Raw genomic sequence first — 20,688 nt, 5'->3', positions numbered from 1 at the left:
TGGTGAATGGTGAATGGAAGTGACCACCGGAAGCCGCGCCGTCACACTGAAATCTTGTACTATTCACTATTCACTATTCACCATTTACAGCGTCGTGCCTCGGCGACCGGCCAATGGCTAGCCCTTTTGCGGATCAATGGCCACCGCCGAGATCGGCACGATCTCGATGCCGCGCTTCTTGGCTTCGGCGATCCAGGACGTCACCGTGTCGACGGTGATGTCGAAGGCCGAACCGATGCCGACTGCTGAGCCCTTGGCCCGCGCCGTGGCTTCCAGGCTGTCCAGCTTCTTGAGGATTTCGCCGCGGTCCTGCACGGCATCGATCGCCATGTCGCCGGCGACGAACGGGACGCCGTCCTTCAACGCCAGGTCAGGCGCGACGCTGCGCGAGGACGAGCCGTCATCGATATAGGCAAGGCCGCGCTTGCCGAGCTCGGCCATGAACGGCTGCATCGCCGAGGCGTCGGCCGAGAAGCGCGCGCCCATATAGTTCATGACCCCGGTATAGTTCGTGGTCCTGGACAGCGCCCAGTGCAGGCTCTTCAGGTTTTCGTCCGGGCTGGCCGAGACCGTCAGCGTGTTGCGGCCGGGATTGACGTTCGGATAATCGAACGGCTCGAGCGGCACCTGCATGACGATCTCATGTCCGCTCTGCCTGGCCGCCTGCATCCAGCGGCCGATGCTGTTGCCCTGCGGCGCGAAGGCCAGCGTCACCTCGGCCGGCAGCTTGGCGATCGCGGCTTGCGTGCCGGTCTGCGAGACGGCGAGCCCGCCGATGACGATTGCCACCCGTGCCCCGCGCGCGCCGGACCACGGCCGCGCATAGACGTCGAAGGGCCGCCTGCCGTCGGCCGAGCGCATCGGCAGCGGACCGGTCTCGCTGGCCTCGATCAGCGCCCTGTCCGGGATATGCGCGACCTTGAGGTTCTGGCCGAGCGTCGACGGATCGCGGATGACAATCGCCGCCTTCGGCGGCCCGTCGACCTCCTCGGTCTGGACGTGGATGATCTGCGGCCCGCCGCTCTTCATCGGCGTGCTGGCCTGTGGCGTCGCCGCGGCAACTGGAGCCGGTGCGGGAGGCGGCGCGGGTGTGGTGGGAGCAGCGACAACCTTCGGCGTCGAAACCGCCACCTCCTCCGGCTTGCGGAACGGCTTCTCCCGCAGCGCGATCGCGCCGGAAATGCCGATCACGGCAAGCACGGCAGCCATCGCGGCAAGCGCACCGCCACTGATGCCGCGCGAGGCTTTGCGCTGAGGCCGAAGCGTCTGTCCGAGCGGACGTTCGATGTCCTTGCCGATGTCTGCCAAGTTAAGTTCCCCGGAAGCACGCCCACCTGGGTGAATGTCACGTTCTCGTGACATCTCGCGTAAACTTCACAATCGCAGGCGCTATACCCCAGACGCGTGGCGCCCCAGCCTCGGTCCCCGAATCAAACTGCCGGAACCTCGCGGTCCCGGCAGCATTGCATTGCTTCGCTTGGCCGGCCAGAGCCTTGCCCTGACCGAACCGCATTACTGGTTCAGCACGGCCTTGTCCGGGTTCGGCGGGAAGGCCGGATCGGTCTTCTCGCCGCGCAGCAGCTGCTCGGCATAGATCAGCTGCAGATCATCTTTCGGATCCGGCGGCACATAGGCGGCCGAGCCAGAGCCGGTGGAACTCTCGTCGGCGCCCTTGATGTGGCCCTTGAGGTCGGATTCGCCACGGGTCAGGTCGCGGCCCTGCAGATCCGCCGGCAGCGGCTGGTCGACCTTGATGTCGGGCGTGATGCCCTTGCCCTGGATCGACTTGCCCGACGGCGTGTAATAGAGCGCCGTCGTCAGCCTGAGCGCGCCATTCTCGCCGAGCGGGATGATGGTCTGCACCGAGCCTTTGCCGAAGGACTGCGTGCCGACCACCGTGACGCGGCGCAGATCCTGCAGCGCGCCGGCGACGATTTCCGAGGCGCTCGCCGAACCGCCGTTGACCAGCACGATCATCGGCTTGCCGTTGATGTCGTCGACTTGCTTCGGCTTGGCGTCGAAGCGGGTGACGTCCTTCGGATCGCGGCCGCGCGTCGAAACGATCTCGCCGCGCTTGAGGAAAGCATCCGACACGCTGACCGCCTGGTCGAGCAGGCCGCCCGGGTTGAGGCGCAGGTCGAGCACATAGCCCTTCAGCTTGTCGTTCGGCACCTGCTTCTTGATGTTCTCGATTGCGTTCTCGAGATCGTCATAGGTCTTTTCGGTGAAGGAGGTGATCTTCATGTAGCCGATGTCGTTCTCGACCCGGTACTTCACCGCCTTGACCTTGATGATGTCGCGCACCACCGTCAGCTCGATCGGCTTGTCGGCGCCCTGGCGCAGGATAGTGAGCTTGATCGGCGTGTTGACCGGCCCGCGCATCTTCTCGACCGCGTCGTTGAGGGTCAGGCCGCGAACCTCCTCGCCGTCGATCTTGGCGATGTAGTCGCCGGCAAGCACGCCCGCCTTGGCGGCCGGCGTGTCGTCGATCGGCGTGATCACCTTGACGAGGTCGTTTTCCATGGTGACCTCGATGCCGAGGCCGCCGAACTCGCCCTTGGTCTGCACGCGCATGTCCTGCGCCTGCTCGGCATTCATGTAGGAGGAATGCGGATCAAGCGAGGCCAACATGCCGTTGATGGCGTTCTCGACCAGCGACTTGTCGTCCGGCGGCGTCACATAGTTCGCGCGCACGCGCTCGAAGATGTCGCCGAAGATCGCCAGCTGCTTGTAGGTTTCCGAACCCGCAGCGTTCGCCGCCGAGCCCGGTGTGCCGTAGACCAGGCTCATTGCCGATGCGCCCATTAGCGCGCCGGCAAACAGAAGCGACAGTTTCCGCATCATTTCACGTCCTTCCAGAGAATCGGTCCGCCCACCATGGGGCAGGATCGACGGGTTTTCCATCCTTGCGGAACTCGACATAGAGTTCCGACGCCGAATTTTCATTCCGCGAGGCCGAGGTGCTAGCCACCCGGGCCTCTCCCATCGCGCCGATCGGCTCTCCTGCGAGCACCGACTGTCCGGTCGCGACGCTGATTCTGCTCATCCCCGCCAGAACGACATGATACCCATCGCCCGCATTGAGGATCAAGAGTTGACCATAGGAGCGAAACGGCCCCGCATAAAGCACGTTTCCATCCGCCGGCGCGGTGACGATGGCCCCCGATTGTGTCGCAACCATGTCGCCCTGCATCGCCGCGCCACTGCCGTCGTCGGTGCCGAAACGGCGTTTGATCTTGCCGATAACCGGCAGTGCGATCTGGCCTTGCAAGGCTGAAAACGGTGCCGATCCCGCAAGGCGGTTGGCCTCCGGCACCGGTATCGCGGCGAGCTCGGTCGTCGAGGCCGTCATGTCGCTGTCGGTCGATTTCCGTTCGCCTGCCTTGGCTTGGTCCTGCGCCTTGCGCGCCTTGTCGGCTTCGAGCGAGGCGATCAGGTCCTTGAGGCTGCTCGCCTTTGCGGCCAGCTCCTGCGAGTGCCGCTGCTCGGCCGCGATCGCCGTTTGGGTATCGGCCTGCAGCTTCTTCTTGGCCTCGAGCAACATGGTGAGCCGCTTCTTTTCCGCCGTCTGGTCGGTGACGGCGGTGGCGAGCCTCGCCCGTTCAGCCTCGATCGAGGCCGTCACCCTGGTCTGCTCCTTGAGATCGGCCATCAGCCGGTCGGTCTGCTGGCGCAGTTCCGGCACCACCGCGCCGAGCAGGATGGCGCTGCGCACCGACGACAGCGCGTCCTCGGGCTTGACCAGGATCGCCGGCGGCGGATTGAGCCCCATGCGCTGCAGCGCCCCCAACACTTCGGCCAGCACGTCGCGCCGCGCCATGAGCGAAGCGCGCAGCTTCTGTTCCTCGTCCTTCAGCCCTTCGAGCTTGGCGCCTATGTCCTCGATGTCCTGGCCCAGCTTCTGCTCGGTCATCGCCGACTGGATGAGCGCCGCGGTGATCGAGGCATAATCCTTGCGCACCGAAGCGATGTCGGCTGCGAGCTTGGCCAGCCGCTCCGACGAGAGCGTGATCTCCTTGGAAACCTGCTCGTATTCGGCCCGGCTCTGATCGGGATCCGGCGCCGCGTCGAGCGTGTTCTCGGCCGCCCGGACCGGCCCGAGCGCAACCACGGCGGCGACAAGGGTTAAGCCGCAGCGGCTGCGCCAGGTGCGCATGATCGGGTACCAGCCTTCAGACATCAGGTCTCCAACCTACCCGCCGCTTCGTTAACGAACCATCAACCATGTTGGAAGCGCCCTACTCCAGCAGTGATGTTCAGCCTTTGAGGCGAAAATCCGAGCCGGGATAAGCAATCCCCAGCTTTTGGAGATGGCAGGCGCCATTCACGACCGATGATAGGGATGACCCGCCAGGATGGTAGCGATCCGGTAGAGCTGCTCGCCCAGCATCACGCGTACCAGCTGGTGCGGCCAGGTCAGCGCGCCGAACGACAGCACCAGGTCGGCCTGCTCGCGCAAGGCCTTGTCATGGCCGTCTGCGCCGCCGATGGCGACGACCAGCGCCTTGCGGCCGGCGTCGCGCAACTGGCCGATACGCGCGGCCAGGTCTTCCGACGAAAGCGATTTGCCGCGTTCGTCGAGCAGGATGAGAACGGTGCCAGCCTGCAACTGGGCCTGCAGCTTCTGGGCTTCCTCGCGGCGGCGCTCGTCGGCGCTCTGTCCGCGGCTCTCGGGGACCTCGACGATGCCGGCAAACTCCAGCCCGACCGCGGGCCCGCTCTTGGCGAAGCGCTCGAAATAGCGGTCGGCGAGTTCTCTCTCGGGGCCGGTCTTCATCCGGCCCACGGCATGAACGGTGATCTTCATCCTCGCCCCGGCGAGCTTGTTTCAGCGCATACCGTGATGGCTCACGGCACGCGGATCAAGGCTCAGTGCAAGGTCTCTTCCTCGAGGTCCGGCGCCTGCCACATCTTTTCGAGATTGTAGAATTCGCGGACTTCGGGGCGGAAGACATGGACGATGATGTCGCCCGAATCGATCAGGACCCAGTCGGCGCTGGCCAGCCCCTCGACGCGCGCATTGCCGAGACCGGCATCTTTCAGCGCCTTGAGGAGATGATCGGCGACAGCCGAGACATGACGGTGCGATCGGCCCGAGGCGATGACCATATAGTCGCCGAGGCTCGATTTTCCCTGGATGTCGATTGAGACGATGTTTTCGGCCTTGGAGTCTTCCAGACTGGCAAGGACTGTGTCGATGGCGAGGGTCGCGGCGGCGTTGCCGCTGATCCCGGCCGGCGAAGGCATGATATCAGCCTTCTTCCGCAGTGCTGTTCTCAGTGTGTTTCCTTTCCCAACAAGAACAACCAAATCACCATGCAAATCAGGTGACACCACTTAGATAGGCAGAGTTCCATTGCAGTTTCAAGACGACGGCCCCTTTTGCCTGGCCGCGCCTCGGTCCGGATCGCTGTTTTAGGAGTGCCTAAAAAGGGGGAACTGATCCCGGATGCGGGGGTTATCGGCGCACCGACCAACGGGATCCCCGCCATGCCAACCGACCCGCAAAGCGCCCTTATCACGATCCAGGCCGGGCTCGCGCAGCTCTCTACACTAATCGTTTCCTACTCGTTCTCGGCCGTCGGCGCCGTGATCCTTTTGGTTGTCGGCTATCTGGTCGCCGGGCTTGCCGAGCGCTCGATCTATGCCGGCCTCGGCCATATCCATGGCTTCGACGAGACCTTGCGGCATTTCTTCTCACAGGTCGTGCGCTACGCCATCCTGATCCTCGTCGTCATCATGGTGCTTGGCCAGTTCGGCGTGCAGACGGCCTCCATCATCGCCGCGATCGGCGCTGCCGGCCTGGCCATCGGGCTGGCATTGCAGGGCACGCTGCAGAACATCGCCGCCGGCATCATGCTTCTGGCGCTGAGGCCCTTCCGGATCGGCGAAAATGTCGAGGTCGGCTCGATTGCCGGCACGATCGAGGAAATCGGCCTCTTCGCCACCAAGCTGCGCACCGCCGAAGGCGTCTACATATTGGCGCCCAACTCGACGCTGTGGAACCAGCCGGTCCGCAACTTCACCCGCAACGGCGTGCGCCGCACAGACGTGACCTTGAGCATCGGCTCCTGGAACGACATCGACCGCGGGCAGAAGACGCTGCTTGCCATCGCCGGCGCCGAAAGGCGCATCCGGCGCGAACCGCCTCCGATCGCCTTCATCGCGAGTCTCGGCGACGCAACCGTTTCGCTCACCTTGCGCTACTGGACATCGGCCGCCGACTATTTCTCGACCCAGATCGACATGACCAAGCGCGCCAAGCAGGCTTTCGACAGCGAAGGCATCTCGATCCCGCTGCCGCCGCCCGAAGCGCCGGTGCCGGAGGCGCGCAAGCAGTAGCGGGGGATCGTTGCCGCGGCGATTTCAATCTTCCGGCATTCTGAACCGATTTCGAGGTATCTCGGCTATTGCCGTGATCTCGATCTGCAAGTCCGGATGATAAAGCCGCATGATCTGAACGGTTGTCGTCACCGGATAGGGTTCAAAAAAGAATTCTTTGCGGATATCTCCAGCCGCCATGAACTGCTCGATATCGGTTGCATATTGGGTCAGCGACACGATATCGGCCATCTCTCCACCGATGGCCGCGAGCACAGCCTTGATGTTTTCGAGCGTTTGGCGGACCTGAGCCCGCATGTCGCCCTTGCCGACCAACCGTCCCTCCCTGTCGAGCGAAACTTGGCCCTTCAGATGAACGAGCTGCCCGCCTTCATGGATTTTCACCATGGAGAACGCGCCAAACGGCTTCCACACAGTTGGAGGATTGTAGCTTCTCGCCATCTCGGTTCTCCTGTGTTGCCGCGAAATCTCGCGAGGCCATCAACCTCCGAGGCGAACATCCAGCGGATTGTCAGTCTTTCGCGTGCCGTGTCGTCTCGTCCGGCGCGAAGGCAAGCTCCACCGGCAGCGGCGTCTGCGCCGACATCGGCGCGAAACTGCCGCTTGTGGCTGCGGGTGTCGGCCGGCCCGCCGTCACACGCCACAGCACGAACAGGCAGAAGGTCGATGCAATCACGATGCCGACATAGATGAAGGTGCCGGTGCCGAAGACGGCGGAAAGCGCCGTGACGATGCCGGGCACGATGAAGCCGGCCAGCGACCAGGCGAACAGCATCGAGCTCGACAGCGCCAGAAGCTCGTCCTTGGCGGCGCGGTCGGCGGCATGCGCGCTGGACAGCGCGTAGATCGATTCCGACGCCCCGTCCCAGATCAGATAGATCACCACCAGCGCCATCAGCGCGCCGCCGTCGAAGACGATGGCAAGCACGCTGGCGACGGTCGCGAGCGCCGCCGCGCCCGCCAGCACGTAGCGCCGGTCGGTGCGGTCCGAAATCCAGCCAAGCGGGATCTGCAGGATCAGCGTGCCGACCGGCATGGCCGACAACAGCAGCGCCACATCCGCCTGGCTGTAGCCCTTGGCGGTGGCGTGGATCGGCGCGAAGCCGGAAACGATCATCGACAGGCCGCCGACAGCGAGCATGCCGGCGACGCCGACGGGCGAGATGCGCCAGGCTCGGCGCAGCGCCACCGACGCGGCCTGCGGCGCCGGCGGCTGCGCAAGCCTGGTCATGCCGACCGGCAGGATGGAGAGCGCCGTGAAGGTGATGCCGATCAACGCCGCCGCGGCCGTGTGGATGTCGACGGCGGCGAGCGTGGCATAACCCACGCCCAGCCCGGCGATATAGGCGACGTAAAACACCGCCATCACCCGACCGCGGATCGAATTCGGCAGGGCGTCGTTCAGCCAGCTTTGCGCAACGATGAACAGCCCGCAAATTGCAAAACCGTAGAGGGCCCGCGCGGCGATCCACAAGAGCGGGATCGGCCCGGCGCCGATCGCGGCGTTGGAAAGCGCGATCAGCGCCGAAAGCACCATGAAGGCGCGAGCGTGGCCGACGCGCCGCACCAGAGGCCCGGTCAGGATGCAGCCGGCCAGCCCGCCGGCCGAAAGCCCGGTGACGATCAGCCCGGCCCAAGTCGGGTCGAAGCCGTCGGCGCCGAGCCGCACCGGTATATAGGCGAACATCAGCCCATTGCCGATCGCGATCAGCGCCATCGACACGATGACGCTGGCAATGGCGATCAGCGGCGCCGATTGTTCGGCGCGGCTGGCGTCGGTCTTGGTGGGGTTCTTCTCCAGCATGCCGGCACAGCTTCGCTGATCGGAGTAGGAAAAGCCGCCGTAAAAGCGACATGGCCGAACTTCCCTTCTCCCCTTGTGGGAGAAGGTGGATCGGCGCGCAGCACCGAGACGGATGAGGGGTGTTCCAGCAGAGTGAGATGCTGGCTTTCCCTGGAGCACCCCTCATCCGTCGCCTTCGGCGACACCTTCTCTCACAAGGGGAGACGGAGGGCGCTCAGCCCCTCGCCGCCTTGCGGATCGCGGTGGACGACAGCGACGACCGCGGCCCGTGGATGAAGGTCCAGGCCGGCGCCCGCATGCGGGCAAGCAGCGGCGCGTCGCCCTCGTCGATGCGGGCATAGTCGAATGTCTTGGCGACCACCGACGACAGGAAGGACAACGTCGAGCCCGGACGATCTATGACCGCGATCGGGAAGGTCAGCACGATCTCGCGCCAGCGCTGCCAGCGGTGGAAATCGCGCAAGGAGTCCGCGCCCATGATCCAGACGAAATCGACGCCAGGGTTGCGTGCCTTGATCAGCGCCAGCGTATCGGCCGTATAGCGAATATGATGCACCGCCTCGAACGCTGTGACCTTGATCTTCGGGTTCTTGGCGATCTTGTCAGACAGCTCGATCCGCTCAGCCAGTGGCGCCAGTTCGCGCACACTTTTCAGCGGATTGCCCGGCGTCACCATCCACCACAGCTGGTCGAGTGCTAGACGCCTCAGCGCGATCTCGGCGACCAGCGCATGTCCGGCATGCGGCGGATTGAATGAGCCGCCGAACAGGCCGACGGTCAGGCCCCTTGCGGCGTGGGGCATGCGGAGATAGCGCGAAGGAACGGCGGGTTCGGGAAGGAAAAGCACGGTGCTAGGCCCCCCTCTCTGCCCTGCCGGGCATCTCCCCCTCAAGGGGGGAGATTGGACGTGGCCTTGCCTTTCGCCAATCGCCGAAGTTCAAGATTGGGCGCCGTCGGCGCAACCGCTGATCTCCCGCCTTGAGGGGGGCGAGGAGTGGTCCGCGCAGCGGACGGAAAGCCAATTGCTCGGCTTTCCGAACGACGAACGCCCGGAGCGACAGCGAAGGGCCGCACCCGGCAGGCCAGAGAGGGGGGCCTGGGCGCAAGCTTCAACCCCTTGAGGCAAACAGCTTCAAGGCCTCACCTGTCCCGACCCGCGCACGCGGTACTTGAACGAGGTGAGCTGCTCGACGCCGACCGGTCCGCGCGCATGCATCTTGCCGGTGGCAATGCCGATCTCGGCGCCCATGCCGAACTCGCCGCCATCGGCGAACTGTGTCGAGGCGTTGTGCAGCAGGATCGCCGAGTCGATCTCGTTGAAGAATTTTTCGACCGCCTGCGCGTCCTCGGCAATGATCGCTTCGGTATGGTGCGATGAGAAGGTCTCGATATGCTCGATCGCGCCGGCCACGCCGTCGACCAGCTTCACCGCGATGATGGCATCGAGATATTCCGTCACCCAGTCGGCGTCGGTCGCCAGGCTGGCTTCGGAGAAAGCCCGCAGCACCTCTTGGTCGGCATGTATCTCGCAGCTGGCGGCGCGCAGCGCCTCGAGGATCGGCACCAGATGCGTGGCAGCAACCGCCCGGTCGACCAGCAAGGTTTCGGCCGCGCCGCACACGCCCGTGCGCCGCATCTTGGCGTTGACCGCGATCTTCACCGCCATGTCGAGATCGGCCGAACGGTCGACATAGAGATGGCAGATGCCTTCCAGATGCGCGAAGACCGGCACCCGAGCCTCGGTCTGCACGCGCCCGACCAGGCTTTTGCCGCCGCGCGGGATGATGACATCGAGATTGCCGCTCAAGCCTTTCAGCATCTCGCCAACGGCGGCGCGGTCGGTGGTCGGCACCAGCTGGATGGCATCCTGCGGCAGGCCGGCGGCTTTCAGCCCTTCGACCATGCAGGCATGGATCGCGGCCGACGAATTGAGCGAATCCGAGCCGCCGCGCAAAATCACCGGATTGCCGGCCTTGAGACAAAGCGCGCCGGCATCCGCCGTCACATTCGGGCGGCTCTCATAGATGACGCCGATGACGCCGAGCGGCGTGCGCACGCGCTCGATATGCAGCCCGTTCGGCCGGTCCCATTCGGCAATCACATCGCCGACCGGATCCTTGAGCGCGGCGATCTCGCGAATGCCCTCGGCCATCGCCTTGATGCGCGAAGGGTTGAGTTTCAACCGGTCCATGAAGGAACCGGACAAACCCGCCTCCTCGCCATTCGACATGTCGATGGCATTGGCCTCGAGGATCGCCTGCTCGTTGCGCAGGATGGCATCGGCCGTGGCGACAAGCGCGGCGTTCTTGGCCTTGGTGGAAGCGACGGCAAGCGGTCGGGCGGCTGCACGGGCGTTGCGGCCGATATCGGCCATCAGCGCAATCGTGTCTTCGCTGGATTCTTCATGCAGCTTCAGCATGGTCATCCTCCGCCTAGGTCGTCGGTCAATACTAGTCGTCGGCCAATACGTGGTCGCCGGCGACGCTTACCACAAGGTCGTCGCGATGGATCATCGCGGAACGCGCCTCGTAGCCGAGCACGTTTTCGATCTCGGCCGTCTTCAGACCCGCGATCCTTACGGCATCGGCGGCATCATAGGCAACAAGCCCGCGCGCGATCTCGCGTCCCTCCGGCGACAGGATCGCCACCGTGTCGCCGCGCGAGAAATTGCCGCTGACCAGTTTTACGCCCGCCGGCAGCAGCGACTTTCCCGATTTAAGCGCGCCGATGGCGCCGGCATCGACCGTGAGCCGGCCAGCGGGTTCGAGCTGACCGGCGATCCAGGTCTTGTAACCCTTCACCGGATTGGCGCTCGGCTTGAAGAAGGTCGCGCGCTCGCCGCGCTCGATCGCCATCAACGGCGAGAGCCTGGTGCCCGAAGTGATGATCATCGCTGTGCCGCCGGCATTGGCGATCTTGCCCGCGTCGAGTTTTGTCCGCATGCCGCCGCGCGACAGCTCCGAGGCCGCCGCCCCCGCCATCGCCTCGATGTCGGGCGTGATGCGATCCACCACCGGAATGAATTTGGCCCCCGGATCCTTGGCCGGCGGCGCCGTGTAGAGCCCGTCGATGTCGGAGAGCAGCACAAGCAGATCAGCGCCCATCATCGTCGCCACCCGCGCCGCCAGCCGGTCATTGTCGCCATAGCGGATTTCCGAGGTCGCCACCGTGTCGTTCTCGTTGATGACCGGCACCGCCTTCATTTTGAGCAAGGTCGAGATCGTCGCACGCGCGTTGAGATAGCGGCGACGTTCCTCGGTGTCGCCAAGCGTCAAGAGGATCTGGCCGGATTTCAGCCCGTCCTTGCCGAGCGCGTCCGACCAGGCGCCCGCGAGCGCGATCTGGCCGACGGCGGCGGCGGCCTGGCTCTCCTCGAGCTTCAGCGCGCGTTTGCCGAGGCCAAGGACGGTGCGGCCGAGCGCGATGGCGCCGGACGACACGACCAGCACTTCCGCGCCGGCATTGGCGAGCACCGCAATGTCGTCGGCAAGCGAGGTCAGCCAGTCGCGCTTCAAGCCCGTCGTCCGGTCGACGAGCAGCGCGGAGCCGATCTTCACGGTGATGCGCCGGTATGATTTCAGCGATTTCATGGGTTTTGCCAGCGCGTCTCGACAGGAGCGGGCACGGCGTCGCGGGCCTCGGCCACCACCGCCATCAGCGCGCGCAGCACCGCCTCGACGCCTTCGCCGGTGACGGCCGACAGAAGCAGCGGCGCGCGGCCGGCGGCGCGCTTCAGCGAGGCCGCCTTCTTCTTGCGGGCGTCCGGGTCGAGGATGTCGACCTGGCTCAGCGCGACGATCTCGGCTTTCTCCGCCAAGCCATGGCCATAGGCCTCGAGCTCGGCGCGCACCGTCTTGTAGGCCTTGCCGGGATTTTCCTCCTGCGCGGAGACCAGATGCAGCAGCACGCGCGTGCGCTCGACATGGCCAAGGAAGCGGTCGCCGATGCCGACGCCCTCATGCGCGCCCTCGATCAGGCCGGGAATGTCGGCGAGCACGAATTCACGGCCGTCGATGCGGGCGACGCCGAGGCCCGGATAGAGCGTCGTGAACGGATAATCGGCTATCTTCGGCTTGGCGGCGGTGACGGCGGCAAGGAAGGTCGACTTGCCGGCATTGGGCTGACCGACGAGGCCGGCATCCGCGATCAGCTTCAATCTCAGCCAGATGCTCAGCTCCTCGCCGGGCAGGCCGGGATTGGCGCGGCGCGGCGCCTGGTTGGTCGAGGTCTTGAAATGCTGGTTGCCGAAGCCGCCATTGCCGCCCTTAGCGAGCAGGAAGCGCTGGCCGACCACGGTCAGGTCGCAGATCAGCGTCTCATTGTCCTCGGCGAATATCTGGGTGCCGGCCGGCACTTTCAGTGTGATGTCGGCGCCCTTGGCGCCGGTCATGTTGCGGCCCATGCCATGCATGCCGGTCTTGGCCTTGAAATGCTGCTGATAGCGATAGTCGATCAGCGTGTTCAGCCCGTCGACCGCTTCCGCCCAGACATCGCCGCCGCGGCCGCCGTCGCCGCCATCCGGACCGCCGAACTCGATGAACTTTTCGCGCCGGAACGACACCGAACCAGCGCCGCCGTCGCCGGAACGGATGTAAACCTTGGCCTGATCGAGGAATTTCATCGGATTTTCGAGTTTCTGCTATTGCGCTTGCGGGATTGCTCTAAACCAAGGCGAGGTCAAGGGCGAGGCCGATTTGCGACTAAAGCGCCGGATGCCCTTTGGCCGGGGACGCGGTAGCACTGTTGCGGGGACGTGACTGGAGGGGCGCGGAAATGAAGGTCGTCACCTACAACATCCAGTACGGCATCGGCCTTGACGGCAAATACGATGTCGGCCGCATCGCCGACGCGGTTCGCGGCGCCGATGTCGTCGCGCTGCAGGAAGTGACCCGCAACAACCCGCGCAACGGCGGTCGCGACATGGTGGCCGAGATCAGCGAGGCGCTGCCCGACTATTTCGCCGCCTATGGCAGCAATTTCGAGGTCAATATCGGCTCGCGGCTGGAGAACGGCCGCGCCGTCTCGACCTCTTTCCAGCTCGGCAACATGGTGCTGTCGAAGACGCCAATTCATCTGTCGCGCAATCTCCTTCTGCCGCGCAGCCGCAGCCTCGAGACCATGAACTTCCAGCGCGGCGCACTGGAGGCGCTGATCGAGACGCCGCTCGGCTTCATCCGCTTCTATTCCACCCATCTCGACCACCGCAGCCCGGTCGAGCGCCAGGGTCAGATCCGTTTCCTGCGCCAGCGCCTTCTGAACTATGCGCTGGAAGGCGGCGGCCTGTCGGGCATTCCCGAGATCGGCCTGCCGGACTTGCCCTACCCGGAAGCCTTCATCGTCATGGGCGACTTCAACATGCTGCCGGGCTCGCCCGAATATGTCGAACTGGCCGGCCGACCGGATCATGAGTTCGGCATGCCGCTGACCGCCGATCTCGCCGTCGACGTCGCCCAGCGTCTGGCGGTCGCCGACCTCGTCACCTGGGTCGATCCCGACCGCCCCGCCGACAAAAGCCGCTACAAATGCATCGACTACATCTTCACCAGCGCCTCGCTCGCCAGATCGCTGCAGCGCCTCTGGTCCGACCGGCAAGCGGGCGGGTCGGATCATCTGCCGCTCTGGGCCGAGCTAAGCTGACGGCTCCGGACTCCCCCTCATCCGGCCGCTTCGCGGCCACCTTCTCCCAGAGGGGAGAAGAGGTTGGCGCCGGCGCTCACCTGCTCCTCTCCCCCTGGGGAGAGGTCGGATTGCCCCGAATTGCCCTTCGCAATTCGGTTGGCAATCCGGGTGAGGGGGCGCCGCTCAACCTTCCGAAGCACCGATCAATAGTGGATCCAGTTGCGAAGACTGTTCCACGTCTTCCTGTCGAGCCGATAGCGCTCGACCGGCACCTGGCCGGCGACGATCGAGTTCAGCATGCCCTGGCCGGCATACTGGAAGCCGCATTTGTGGATGACCCGCCGCGAGGCCGGATTGATCACCCGGGTCGAGGCATGCAGCACCTGGATCGTCGTCCTCTGGAAAGCGAGGTCGACGAGCGCATGCGCCGCCTCCGTCGCGTAGCCGCGCTTCCAATAGGGCTCGCCGATCCAGTAACCGAGCTCCAGCCCGCGATCGGTGGTGTTCAAGCCCGCGCAGCCGACGAAGGTGCCGGTGTCCTTGAGCGTTAGGGCATAGACGATGCCGGCGCGGCGCGACGCCGCCATGGCAAGGAAGGTGCGGCCCTCGGTCTCGCCATAGGGATGCGGCATGCGGGCCAGCATTTCGGCGACATGTCGGTTGTCGGCAAGCGTGACGAGTTGCTCGAGATCGCTCTCGCGCGGGGCGCGCATGACCAGCCGCTCGGTGGCAAGCACCGGGCAATCGATCGCGTAACTTTCGTCTTCGGTATCTTCCGCTTCGGCAACCATTTTAGTCCTCCAGGGCAAGAAAAATGAAAAAGGAGAGAGGGCAAGCCCATCTCTCCTGATCCTTTTCCTGGCCTGGCCAGACACCGGTTCCCGAGATGGGCGCCGGTGTTATGGTGCGGAACCGGCTACTCCGCTGCTTTGGTAATCGGGTTCACCGATACGTAGGTTCGGCCGTTGGCTTTCTTGTTGAAGGTGACTGCGCCGGCTTCGAGCGCAAAGAGGGTGTGGTCCGTGCCCATGCCAACATTGGTGCCCGGATGCCATTGCGTGCCGCGCTGACGAATGATGATGTTGCCGGCGATGACGGCTTCGCCGCCGAACTTCTTCACGCCCAGACGCTTGGAGTGCGAATCGCGACCATTGCGCGACGAACCGCCAGCTTTCTTGTGTGCCATTTGACTAACTCCGATGCGCCCTGAGGCGCTTGAATGGTCTTATGAACGCGTTCGCGTTCCGTTTCAAGTCTGTACCGGCGACGATCATCGCCGGAAAAATTACTTCTTCGCCAGTTCCTTGGCCTGCTCGCGCCAGTCCTTGATCTGGTCGGCGCTGAACGGCATGTGCTCGTCGATCTTGGCGACATCCTTGTCGCTGAGCTTGGCGAGCTGCGCGAAGGTGATGATGCCCTGCTCGGCGAGGTCCTTCGCCGCGACCGGGCCGATGCCCTTGATCACGGTCAGGTCGTCCGGCTCGCCCTTCGGCGCCTTGAACAGCGGCGCGGCCTTGGCTTCTTCACCGGAAGCGGCCTCTGCCTTGGTTTCCTTCTTGGCCTTCGGCTCCTTCGCAGCCACCTCGGCCTTCGCCTCGGCGGCGACTTCAGCCTTGGCCTCTGCCTTGGCTTCCGGCTTCGCGGCCGCCTTCTTCGACGGCTTGGCGCCACCCAGCAGGATCTCGGCGATCCGGACGGTGGTCAAAAGCTGGCGATGGCCGATCTTGCGGCGCGAATTCTGGCGGCGACGCTTCTTGAAAGCGATGACCGTGCGGTTCTTGCCCTGCTCGACGACTTCCGCCGTGACCAGAGCGCCATCGACGAACGGCGCGCCGAAGGTGACGTTCTCGCCCTCGCCATGCGCGAGCACAGTGCCGATCTCGACGATATCGCCGACCTTGGCTTCGACTTTCTCGATCTTCAAGAGATCGTTGGCGGCGACGCGATACTGCTTGCCGCCCGTTTTGATGACTGCGAACATTTTTTGCCTTTCGCTGTTCGGTCGGCCTCGATGAACCGCCTCGGGCGGTTCGGCCGTCTTTTTGTCAGTCTGCGGGTTCAAAAAACAAGCGGCGCGGAAGAGCCTCCACGCCGAATGCGGGCTGTCCCTAACCGAAGGTTGCGTTGGAGTCAAGGCGAACGGCCTTGTCCTGAAGAGGCCGTGAGCAGCGTTGCCGGCAAATATCGGTCCGGCGCGTCGCCGCCGCTATTCGCGGAAGCTGGAATTCGCTCGAATAGGGCCTTGTATCTGCAGCAGTCAGCCGTTATCTAGTGCGCCGCGCCGGCAACGGCCGACCATGACCTCGCGGAGAGGTGGCAGAGTGGTCGAATGCACCGCACTCGAAATGCGGCATACTCGCAAGGGTATCGGGGGTTCGAATCCCTCCCTCTCCGCCATACTGCTTCGCGCTGCGCGCTTCGCAGGACAAGTCCGACCTTCCGCGCGAAGCAGGATGGCCTTCGAAGCTTTAGCGAATGAGGGCCGGGCCTAGATGCCCTCAGGCGCAGCCAAGCGCGTTTCGATCGATCACACCCGGACCGTGAAGCAGCACACACCCGCGTGACAAGAATCCGCTATGGTCGGCAGAATATGATCTCAGAGGATCATCCTGCGGAGGGCCGTTCGGCATGCGCTCTGGGCGGAATGCAACGGTGCCACGTCGCTCTTTGCGTTGGCTGTTGACCGGGCGAACCATCGCGATTGGCCTAGCAATCGCGTTTTCCGTTTCGCCTTCGCAGGCAGCACAGCATCGTCTGCCGAGCGGTTACAAATGGGGCCGCTGCCTGCTTGTCGTTCACGGCGAGACGCGCATCTCCGGAAAATGCTCCTATCAGATCGAGCAGGGCGGCGATTTCAACATTCAGGGGCCCAAGCAGGTTTTCGCAGGCATCGACTATCCCGACCCGCATAGCGGGGCTGGCGAGATGTCGAAGGATTACTGGGCCGTCGTTTACAAGGACGGAGATTCCTGGGCAGGCTATTCGAACGCGGATATTGAGGCGACCCACGGCGGCGAAAGATGGGAAGACCTTCGTCGCGAAGGCGCATGCTATGCAGGGAAGGACGTCCGGATCTGCCTTTGGCATTAGCCTTCTTAAAGTCAATCGCTGGTGGCAGTTCGATTGATGAGCACCTGATATCAGAGCGGCTCAGACCTCTCCCGCTGTTATACTTATCCAGCCACATCCGCCTCGCGGATGAAATCGCGCAGCATTTCCATGTCCCAGGACAGCGGCCGGTCGTCGCTGTAATGCGCGATGCGTTGGCGCACGGCGCGGTAGATGGCGTCCGTGCCGGGTGCCCGCGCGGCCCTGCCGGACAGGAGATCATGCGCCTGCGCTGCGGCCATCAGCTCGATCGCCAGGATGTATTCGGCGTTGTCGATGACGGCCAGAAGCTTGTTGGCCGCCACTGTCGGATGGGCGAGGAAATCCTCCTGCAGGCCGGAAGTGACGCCGCCATCCGTCGCCGCCGGGGCTGCGAGGCGCCGGTTGACGTTGCTGAGCGACGCGGCCGTGTACTGGGCGATCATGAAGCCCGAATTGCAGCCGCCCTCGGCGGCGAGGAATGCCGGCAGATTGTTGACCAGCGGATTGACGAGGCGGTCGATGCGGCGCTCGCTCATCGCCGCGACCTGCGCCAGCGCGATCGTCAGACCGTCGGCGGTCTGCCCGAGCGCGGGCGCCACCGGATGCGCCTGCGAAAACACTTTCGGGTCATCGGGCGTGCCGGCCACGGCGGGATTGTCGGTCACCGAGGCAAGCTCACGGTCGACCAGCAGTGCCGAGCGTTCCAGCACCTCGCGCGCCGCGCCATGCACATGCGGCACGGCGCGAAGGCTGAGCGCGTCCTGCGTGCGGCTGCCCTGCGCCGCCTGGAGCAGCCCGCTGCCGTCGAGCAGACGCCGTAGCGAGGCGCCGACCGCCTCGATGCCGGGCGACGGCCGCATCGCCAGCACGGTTTCGTCAAAGGCCGCCATCTGCCCGCCGGCGGCTTCCAGCGTCAGTGCCGCCGCCGCGTCGGCCCAGGCGAGCAGACGCTCGGCGCGAACCAGGGCGATGCTTGTGAGGCCGGTCGCGCATGCCGTGCCGTTGACGAGGCTCAGGCCTTCCTTGGCGCCCAGCACCAGCGGCTCCAGGCCGATCTCGGCCAGCGCCTCGCGGCCGCTCATCTTCCGCCCGGCGACAGTCGCCCTGCCCTCGCCGATCAGCACCAGGGCGATATGGGCATTGTGCGTCAGATAACCGGCCGATCCTCGCGACGGAACGTCCGGAACGCAGCCTCGCTCGAGGAAGGTGAGCAGGTTGCGCACGATCTGCGGCCGCACGCCCGAATGGCCATGCGCGAAATTCGCCACCTGCGCGGCAATGACGGCGCGGATGCTGCGTTCCGGCACCAGTTCGCCGACGCCGCAGGCATGGCTGAGGATGATGTTGCGCGACAGCTTCTCCTGCAAGGCCGGCTCCACCACCTGGCTTGCCAGCGCCCCGACCCCTGTGTTCACGCCATAGGCGCGGATGCCCTTCTCGACGAGGCTTGCGACGATCTTGTTGGCAAGCGCGATGCGATCCCAGCCGGCCGGCGCCAAGGCCAGCATTTCGCCGTCGCCGACACGCGCAATGTCCCGCCAGCTTGCGGCATTGTCGATGGTTACTGTCATTGTGAACCTACCCAGACTGCTAGCCGCCAAAAAGTTGCGCTGAACCCCTGTGTCCCAGCAGCGCCGTACCTAAGGCCTCTCGGGCAAGCTTTTTGTCGGAATTTCGCCTTGCCGGCGGGACAAAAGTGAAAATATCAGCGCAACTGCGTCGATCCTGATCGGCGCCCGGGTGCAATTCCAGAAAAAAGCATGAAACGGTTAGGCTGGCGACCTCACCGTGGCTTCCGCCCGGAGGCGGCCGAGCATTGCTATGCCAGCAGGTCCAGACGTTCGATGAAGCGCCCCTTGCCGGCGTGACGTTCCCGAATCGCTTGAAGCCGGCCGCGAAATTCCTCGGTGCTGCCCTCTCTTTCGGCAAGCACCGACAGATCGGAAAGAAGCGCCGCCGCCTTGTCGTAACCGGCTGGGTTGCGCCGCGCGATCTCGGTCTCGACCTCTGCCCAGACGTTTTCGCCCCGCTGGCGAAGGGCCTCGAGCCGGACGTCGCGGGCCTTCTCAGCCGCTTCCGCTTGCAATCGCCGCTGCGCTTCCGCCAGCTCCGCCTCGGCGCGCTTGCGGGCAAGGCGAATTTCTTCCGCCCGCGCCTGCAGATCCGCCGCTTTGCGCAAAGCGCCAAGCGAAATTGTCGTCTCGGGTTCCAGACGCGCCCGTATCGCAGCCCGCAACTCGGCGGACATGTTGGGCTCGCCGTTGAAAACCCGCATGAGCAGACCGGTCTTCTCGGCATCGCTCATCGCCGCGACCACCCGGCGGGCCATATCCGGCGCCGGGCCATCGGGCGCCGTCTCCGCGCGTCGCTCGGCCGCCGCCTGGACGAGATCATGGTCGATGCCGAAGAACGCGGCAAAGGCTTCGAGCGCCTCGGTCAAGGGTCCGATTCCCGGCATCGGCTCCGGCGCATCGGGAGCGATCGCGGCCGCTTCGACCGCCATCAGCCAGGTGAGATAGAAAAGCCGAAGATCGCCTGCGAGCAAGTCGGCACGCAACGGCGCCAGAGCCGCGAGCCAACTCGAGTCCTCATCGTCGAGATATTCGAGCTCCAACTCGTCGCGTGAGATGCTTATGATGACGTTCTCGCCGGCGTCTTCGAGCACGACATCGTCGGTCGCCGCGAGGAAGGCGCCTATGCGATCCCGATCGACCAGCCGGGCCGGCAGCTTGATCATCAGGCGGCGGGTGCCCCAGTTGGCGAAATAGAGATGAAGATCGAACCAGCGCGCCATAAGCTCGTCCGGATCGCCCTTGAAGTCTCCCCACTCGTAGGAATTCGTGAAGCTGGCGGCCGTGATCCGGGCCCGCGATGACAGACCGCGAAGCACCTGGCGATCAGTATTGCTAAGAGGACGATCGATCGCCTGGAATTCATAATATTGGTATTCGCTCATTGCTAAACCGGGTGCAGGAGTTCATCGGCTTCGAGGATATGCAGCGCCTCGACGAGCGTTACATCCGCATGCAATGGCCACCATTTGCCTGTATGCCGCATCCAATAAATGTCGAATCTGTCTGATCCGATGCGGTCCAGCCTGGCGAATGGCGCGTCGAACTCCTCGCCGCGATTTTGCTCCCAGCCCGACCGGAAGCGCTGGATGAAGCGGTACCGTCCACCCGCCCATGCGCCCCGGATGTCGACTGTGTAGTTCCATTTCGTCGGTCGTATCTCGGACAGGTACCTGGGCTTGAGGACGTCCTGAATAAACTTCTCGCATGCCGTGACAATCGCCTGTTTTTCCCGCTGGTCGACCGCCGCGGGCCTCGCGGCCCTATGGACCCACTGCTTGCCTTGGACCATGGGCTTGATTCATCCTTGTTTGCTGACCTTATCTCTTACGACCGTCGACATCCTGCCGATTCACAACTGAGCAAGCAAACATGAAACCGGAACAACGGGCAAGGAAGTGGATCGAGAAGAAAGCCAAGAAAGGAGTGCGAAGCTACCCTGTTGGCACCATCGCCTTCTATGGTCCCGATGACAGCCGCGCCACCAAGGTGGCCGCCGCCATACTTCCCTACCAGGACTCAGAGGTGACCGAGCTGCGTCGGTGGTTCGGCGAAACGGGCGATCTGCGCAAGGATGACAAGATCTTTGCCGAAATCGCGGCGTTCTTGTGGGAGCAAGACGTCCATTCCGTGGTCATGGTCGACGGAATTCTCGGGTGTCCGCATGAGGAAGGGACCGATTACCCTGAAGGCGGCGTCTGTCCGAAATGCCCCTATTGGGCAGGGCGGGATCGCTGGGCGGGTAAGCTCAAAGCCTATTGA

21 protein-coding genes and 1 tRNA gene are annotated in these 20,688 nt (G+C 64.4%); 5 read left to right on the top strand and 17 right to left on the bottom strand.

The window, feature by feature from the left end; translation table 11 throughout:
• Nucleotides 1–117 precede the first annotated feature (117 nt).
• The 5 genes from CK230_RS07785 to rsfS form a co-directional block, all read right to left on the bottom strand.
• Nucleotides 118–1,308 (bottom strand): divergent polysaccharide deacetylase family protein, encoded by a 1,191-nt coding sequence (locus tag CK230_RS07785; protein ID WP_095816619.1) that lies wholly within the window; start codon nucleotides 1,306–1,308, stop codon nucleotides 118–120.
• Nucleotides 1,309–1,512: 204 nt separating this feature from the next.
• Nucleotides 1,513–2,844, bottom strand: coding sequence for a S41 family peptidase (locus CK230_RS07780; protein ID WP_176480047.1), 1,332 nt, complete (start codon nucleotides 2,842–2,844; stop codon nucleotides 1,513–1,515).
• 1 nt (nucleotide 2,845) lies between these two features.
• Entirely contained in the window at nucleotides 2,846–4,180 is a 1,335-nt protein-coding gene (locus CK230_RS07775; RefSeq protein WP_095816618.1) for a murein hydrolase activator EnvC, read from the bottom strand.
• Between the two features lie 144 nt (nucleotides 4,181–4,324).
• Nucleotides 4,325–4,807 (bottom strand): 23S rRNA (pseudouridine(1915)-N(3))-methyltransferase RlmH, encoded by a 483-nt coding sequence (gene rlmH, locus CK230_RS07770; RefSeq protein WP_095816617.1) that lies wholly within the window; start codon nucleotides 4,805–4,807, stop codon nucleotides 4,325–4,327.
• A 62-nt stretch (nucleotides 4,808–4,869) separates the two neighbouring features.
• Nucleotides 4,870–5,247 (bottom strand): ribosome silencing factor, encoded by a 378-nt coding sequence (rsfS, locus tag CK230_RS07765; protein WP_042645668.1) that lies wholly within the window; start codon nucleotides 5,245–5,247, stop codon nucleotides 4,870–4,872.
• A gap of 243 nt (nucleotides 5,248–5,490) precedes the next feature.
• Here rsfS and CK230_RS07760 point away from each other — a divergent pair, with 243 nt between their 5' ends.
• Nucleotides 5,491–6,342 (top strand): mechanosensitive ion channel domain-containing protein, encoded by an 852-nt coding sequence (locus CK230_RS07760; RefSeq protein ID WP_095816616.1) that lies wholly within the window; start codon nucleotides 5,491–5,493, stop codon nucleotides 6,340–6,342.
• A 24-nt stretch (nucleotides 6,343–6,366) separates the two neighbouring features.
• Here CK230_RS07760 and CK230_RS07755 read toward each other — a convergent pair whose 3' ends face one another.
• The 6 genes from CK230_RS07755 to obgE form a co-directional block, all read right to left on the bottom strand.
• Nucleotides 6,367–6,783: a RidA family protein gene (locus CK230_RS07755; RefSeq protein WP_095816615.1), complete on the bottom strand. Its 417-nt coding sequence runs from the start codon at nucleotides 6,781–6,783 to the stop codon at nucleotides 6,367–6,369.
• A gap of 70 nt (nucleotides 6,784–6,853) precedes the next feature.
• Nucleotides 6,854–8,146 (bottom strand): MFS transporter, encoded by a 1,293-nt coding sequence (locus tag CK230_RS07750; protein WP_095816614.1) that lies wholly within the window; start codon nucleotides 8,144–8,146, stop codon nucleotides 6,854–6,856.
• Nucleotides 8,147–8,360: 214 nt separating this feature from the next.
• Nucleotides 8,361–8,948, bottom strand: coding sequence for a nicotinate-nucleotide adenylyltransferase (locus tag CK230_RS07745; protein WP_095816613.1), 588 nt, complete (start codon nucleotides 8,946–8,948; stop codon nucleotides 8,361–8,363).
• 330 nt (nucleotides 8,949–9,278) lie between these two features.
• Nucleotides 9,279–10,565, bottom strand: coding sequence for a glutamate-5-semialdehyde dehydrogenase (locus CK230_RS07740; RefSeq protein WP_095816966.1), 1,287 nt, complete (start codon nucleotides 10,563–10,565; stop codon nucleotides 9,279–9,281).
• Between the two features lie 31 nt (nucleotides 10,566–10,596).
• A complete protein-coding gene (proB, locus tag CK230_RS07735) occupies nucleotides 10,597–11,736 on the bottom strand; it encodes a glutamate 5-kinase (RefSeq protein WP_095816612.1) in 1,140 nt (379 codons plus the stop codon).
• Complete coding sequence (obgE, locus tag CK230_RS07730; protein ID WP_095816611.1) at nucleotides 11,733–12,767, bottom strand: GTPase ObgE; 1,035 nt, start codon at nucleotides 12,765–12,767, stop codon at nucleotides 11,733–11,735. The genes proB and obgE overlap by 4 nt, the downstream gene beginning before the upstream one ends.
• A gap of 152 nt (nucleotides 12,768–12,919) precedes the next feature.
• On the opposite strand from obgE, the gene CK230_RS07725 reads away from it, so the two are divergent.
• Nucleotides 12,920–13,783 (top strand): endonuclease/exonuclease/phosphatase family protein, encoded by an 864-nt coding sequence (locus tag CK230_RS07725; RefSeq protein WP_095816610.1) that lies wholly within the window; start codon nucleotides 12,920–12,922, stop codon nucleotides 13,781–13,783.
• A 185-nt stretch (nucleotides 13,784–13,968) separates the two neighbouring features.
• On the opposite strand, the gene CK230_RS07720 is transcribed toward CK230_RS07725, so the two are convergent.
• From CK230_RS07720 to CK230_RS07710, 3 genes are all read right to left on the bottom strand, one after another.
• Nucleotides 13,969–14,556, bottom strand: a complete 588-nt coding sequence (locus tag CK230_RS07720; protein ID WP_095816609.1) for a GNAT family protein — start codon at nucleotides 14,554–14,556, stop codon at nucleotides 13,969–13,971.
• Between the two features lie 125 nt (nucleotides 14,557–14,681).
• Nucleotides 14,682–14,951, bottom strand: coding sequence for a 50S ribosomal protein L27 (gene rpmA / locus CK230_RS07715; protein ID WP_095767205.1), 270 nt, complete (start codon nucleotides 14,949–14,951; stop codon nucleotides 14,682–14,684).
• Nucleotides 14,952–15,050: 99 nt separating this feature from the next.
• Nucleotides 15,051–15,746, bottom strand: coding sequence for a 50S ribosomal protein L21 (locus CK230_RS07710; RefSeq protein WP_095816965.1), 696 nt, complete (start codon nucleotides 15,744–15,746; stop codon nucleotides 15,051–15,053).
• Between the two features lie 326 nt (nucleotides 15,747–16,072).
• On the opposite strand from CK230_RS07710, the gene CK230_RS07705 reads away from it, so the two are divergent.
• Both CK230_RS07705 and CK230_RS07700 read left to right on the top strand, forming a co-directional pair.
• Nucleotides 16,073–16,162 (top strand) — tRNA-Ser (locus CK230_RS07705).
• A gap of 282 nt (nucleotides 16,163–16,444) precedes the next feature.
• Nucleotides 16,445–16,855: a hypothetical protein gene (locus CK230_RS07700; RefSeq protein ID WP_141246005.1), complete on the top strand. Its 411-nt coding sequence runs from the start codon at nucleotides 16,445–16,447 to the stop codon at nucleotides 16,853–16,855.
• A gap of 83 nt (nucleotides 16,856–16,938) precedes the next feature.
• Here CK230_RS07700 and hutH read toward each other — a convergent pair whose 3' ends face one another.
• The 3 genes from hutH to CK230_RS07685 form a co-directional block, all read right to left on the bottom strand.
• Entirely contained in the window at nucleotides 16,939–18,426 is a 1,488-nt protein-coding gene (gene hutH / locus CK230_RS07695; RefSeq protein ID WP_095816607.1) for a histidine ammonia-lyase, read from the bottom strand.
• A 248-nt stretch (nucleotides 18,427–18,674) separates the two neighbouring features.
• Nucleotides 18,675–19,811 carry a hypothetical protein gene (locus CK230_RS07690; protein ID WP_095816606.1) on the bottom strand — a complete coding sequence of 379 codons (1,137 nt, stop codon included), beginning with the start codon at nucleotides 19,809–19,811 and terminating at the stop codon, nucleotides 18,675–18,677.
• Nucleotides 19,812–19,813: 2 nt separating this feature from the next.
• The gene (locus CK230_RS07685) at nucleotides 19,814–20,218 is read right to left on the bottom strand and encodes a hypothetical protein (protein WP_095816605.1); all 405 of its coding nucleotides are present in this window, start codon (nucleotides 20,216–20,218) and stop codon (nucleotides 19,814–19,816) included.
• An 80-nt stretch (nucleotides 20,219–20,298) separates the two neighbouring features.
• Between CK230_RS07685 and CK230_RS07680 the strand changes: the two genes are divergently transcribed.
• A complete protein-coding gene (locus CK230_RS07680) occupies nucleotides 20,299–20,688 on the top strand; it encodes a hypothetical protein (RefSeq protein WP_071071251.1) in 390 nt (129 codons plus the stop codon).

It is taken from the genome of Mesorhizobium sp. WSM3859 (assembly GCF_002295065.1).
GTDB lineage: Bacteria > Pseudomonadota > Alphaproteobacteria > Rhizobiales > Rhizobiaceae > Mesorhizobium.
Note: the sequence above shows the minus strand (reverse complement) of the source record. Positions and strands in the feature narration are given on the sequence as shown.

Bases quoted from the DNA above. Each gene is read 5' to 3' on its own strand.
- CK230_RS07780 (WP_176480047.1), bottom strand. From the start codon at position 2,844: ATGATGCGGAAACTGTCGCTTCTGTTTGCCGGCGCGCTAATGGGCGCA.
- CK230_RS07775 (WP_095816618.1), bottom strand. From the start codon at position 4,180: ATGTCTGAAGGCTGGTACCCGATCATGCGCACCTGGCGCAGCCGCTGC.
- rlmH (WP_095816617.1), bottom strand. From the start codon at position 4,807: ATGAAGATCACCGTTCATGCCGTGGGCCGGATGAAGACCGGCCCCGAG.
- rsfS (WP_042645668.1), bottom strand. From the start codon at position 5,247: ATGCCTTCGCCGGCCGGGATCAGCGGCAACGCCGCCGCGACCCTCGCC.
- CK230_RS07760 (WP_095816616.1), top strand. From the start codon at position 5,491: ATGCCAACCGACCCGCAAAGCGCCCTTATCACGATCCAGGCCGGGCTC.
- CK230_RS07755 (WP_095816615.1), bottom strand. From the start codon at position 6,783: ATGGCGAGAAGCTACAATCCTCCAACTGTGTGGAAGCCGTTTGGCGCG.
- CK230_RS07750 (WP_095816614.1), bottom strand. From the start codon at position 8,146: ATGCTGGAGAAGAACCCCACCAAGACCGACGCCAGCCGCGCCGAACAA.
- CK230_RS07745 (WP_095816613.1), bottom strand. From the start codon at position 8,948: ATGCCCCACGCCGCAAGGGGCCTGACCGTCGGCCTGTTCGGCGGCTCA.
- CK230_RS07740 (WP_095816966.1), bottom strand. From the start codon at position 10,565: ATGCTGAAGCTGCATGAAGAATCCAGCGAAGACACGATTGCGCTGATG.
- proB (WP_095816612.1), bottom strand. From the start codon at position 11,736: ATGAAATCGCTGAAATCATACCGGCGCATCACCGTGAAGATCGGCTCC.
- obgE (WP_095816611.1), bottom strand. From the start codon at position 12,767: ATGAAATTCCTCGATCAGGCCAAGGTTTACATCCGTTCCGGCGACGGC.
- CK230_RS07725 (WP_095816610.1), top strand. From the start codon at position 12,920: ATGAAGGTCGTCACCTACAACATCCAGTACGGCATCGGCCTTGACGGC.
- CK230_RS07720 (WP_095816609.1), bottom strand. From the start codon at position 14,556: ATGGTTGCCGAAGCGGAAGATACCGAAGACGAAAGTTACGCGATCGAT.
- rpmA (WP_095767205.1), bottom strand. From the start codon at position 14,951: ATGGCACACAAGAAAGCTGGCGGTTCGTCGCGCAATGGTCGCGATTCG.
- CK230_RS07710 (WP_095816965.1), bottom strand. From the start codon at position 15,746: ATGTTCGCAGTCATCAAAACGGGCGGCAAGCAGTATCGCGTCGCCGCC.
- hutH (WP_095816607.1), bottom strand. From the start codon at position 18,426: ATGACAGTAACCATCGACAATGCCGCAAGCTGGCGGGACATTGCGCGT.
- CK230_RS07690 (WP_095816606.1), bottom strand. From the start codon at position 19,811: ATGAGCGAATACCAATATTATGAATTCCAGGCGATCGATCGTCCTCTT.
- CK230_RS07685 (WP_095816605.1), bottom strand. From the start codon at position 20,218: ATGGTCCAAGGCAAGCAGTGGGTCCATAGGGCCGCGAGGCCCGCGGCG.
- CK230_RS07680 (WP_071071251.1), top strand. From the start codon at position 20,299: ATGAAACCGGAACAACGGGCAAGGAAGTGGATCGAGAAGAAAGCCAAG.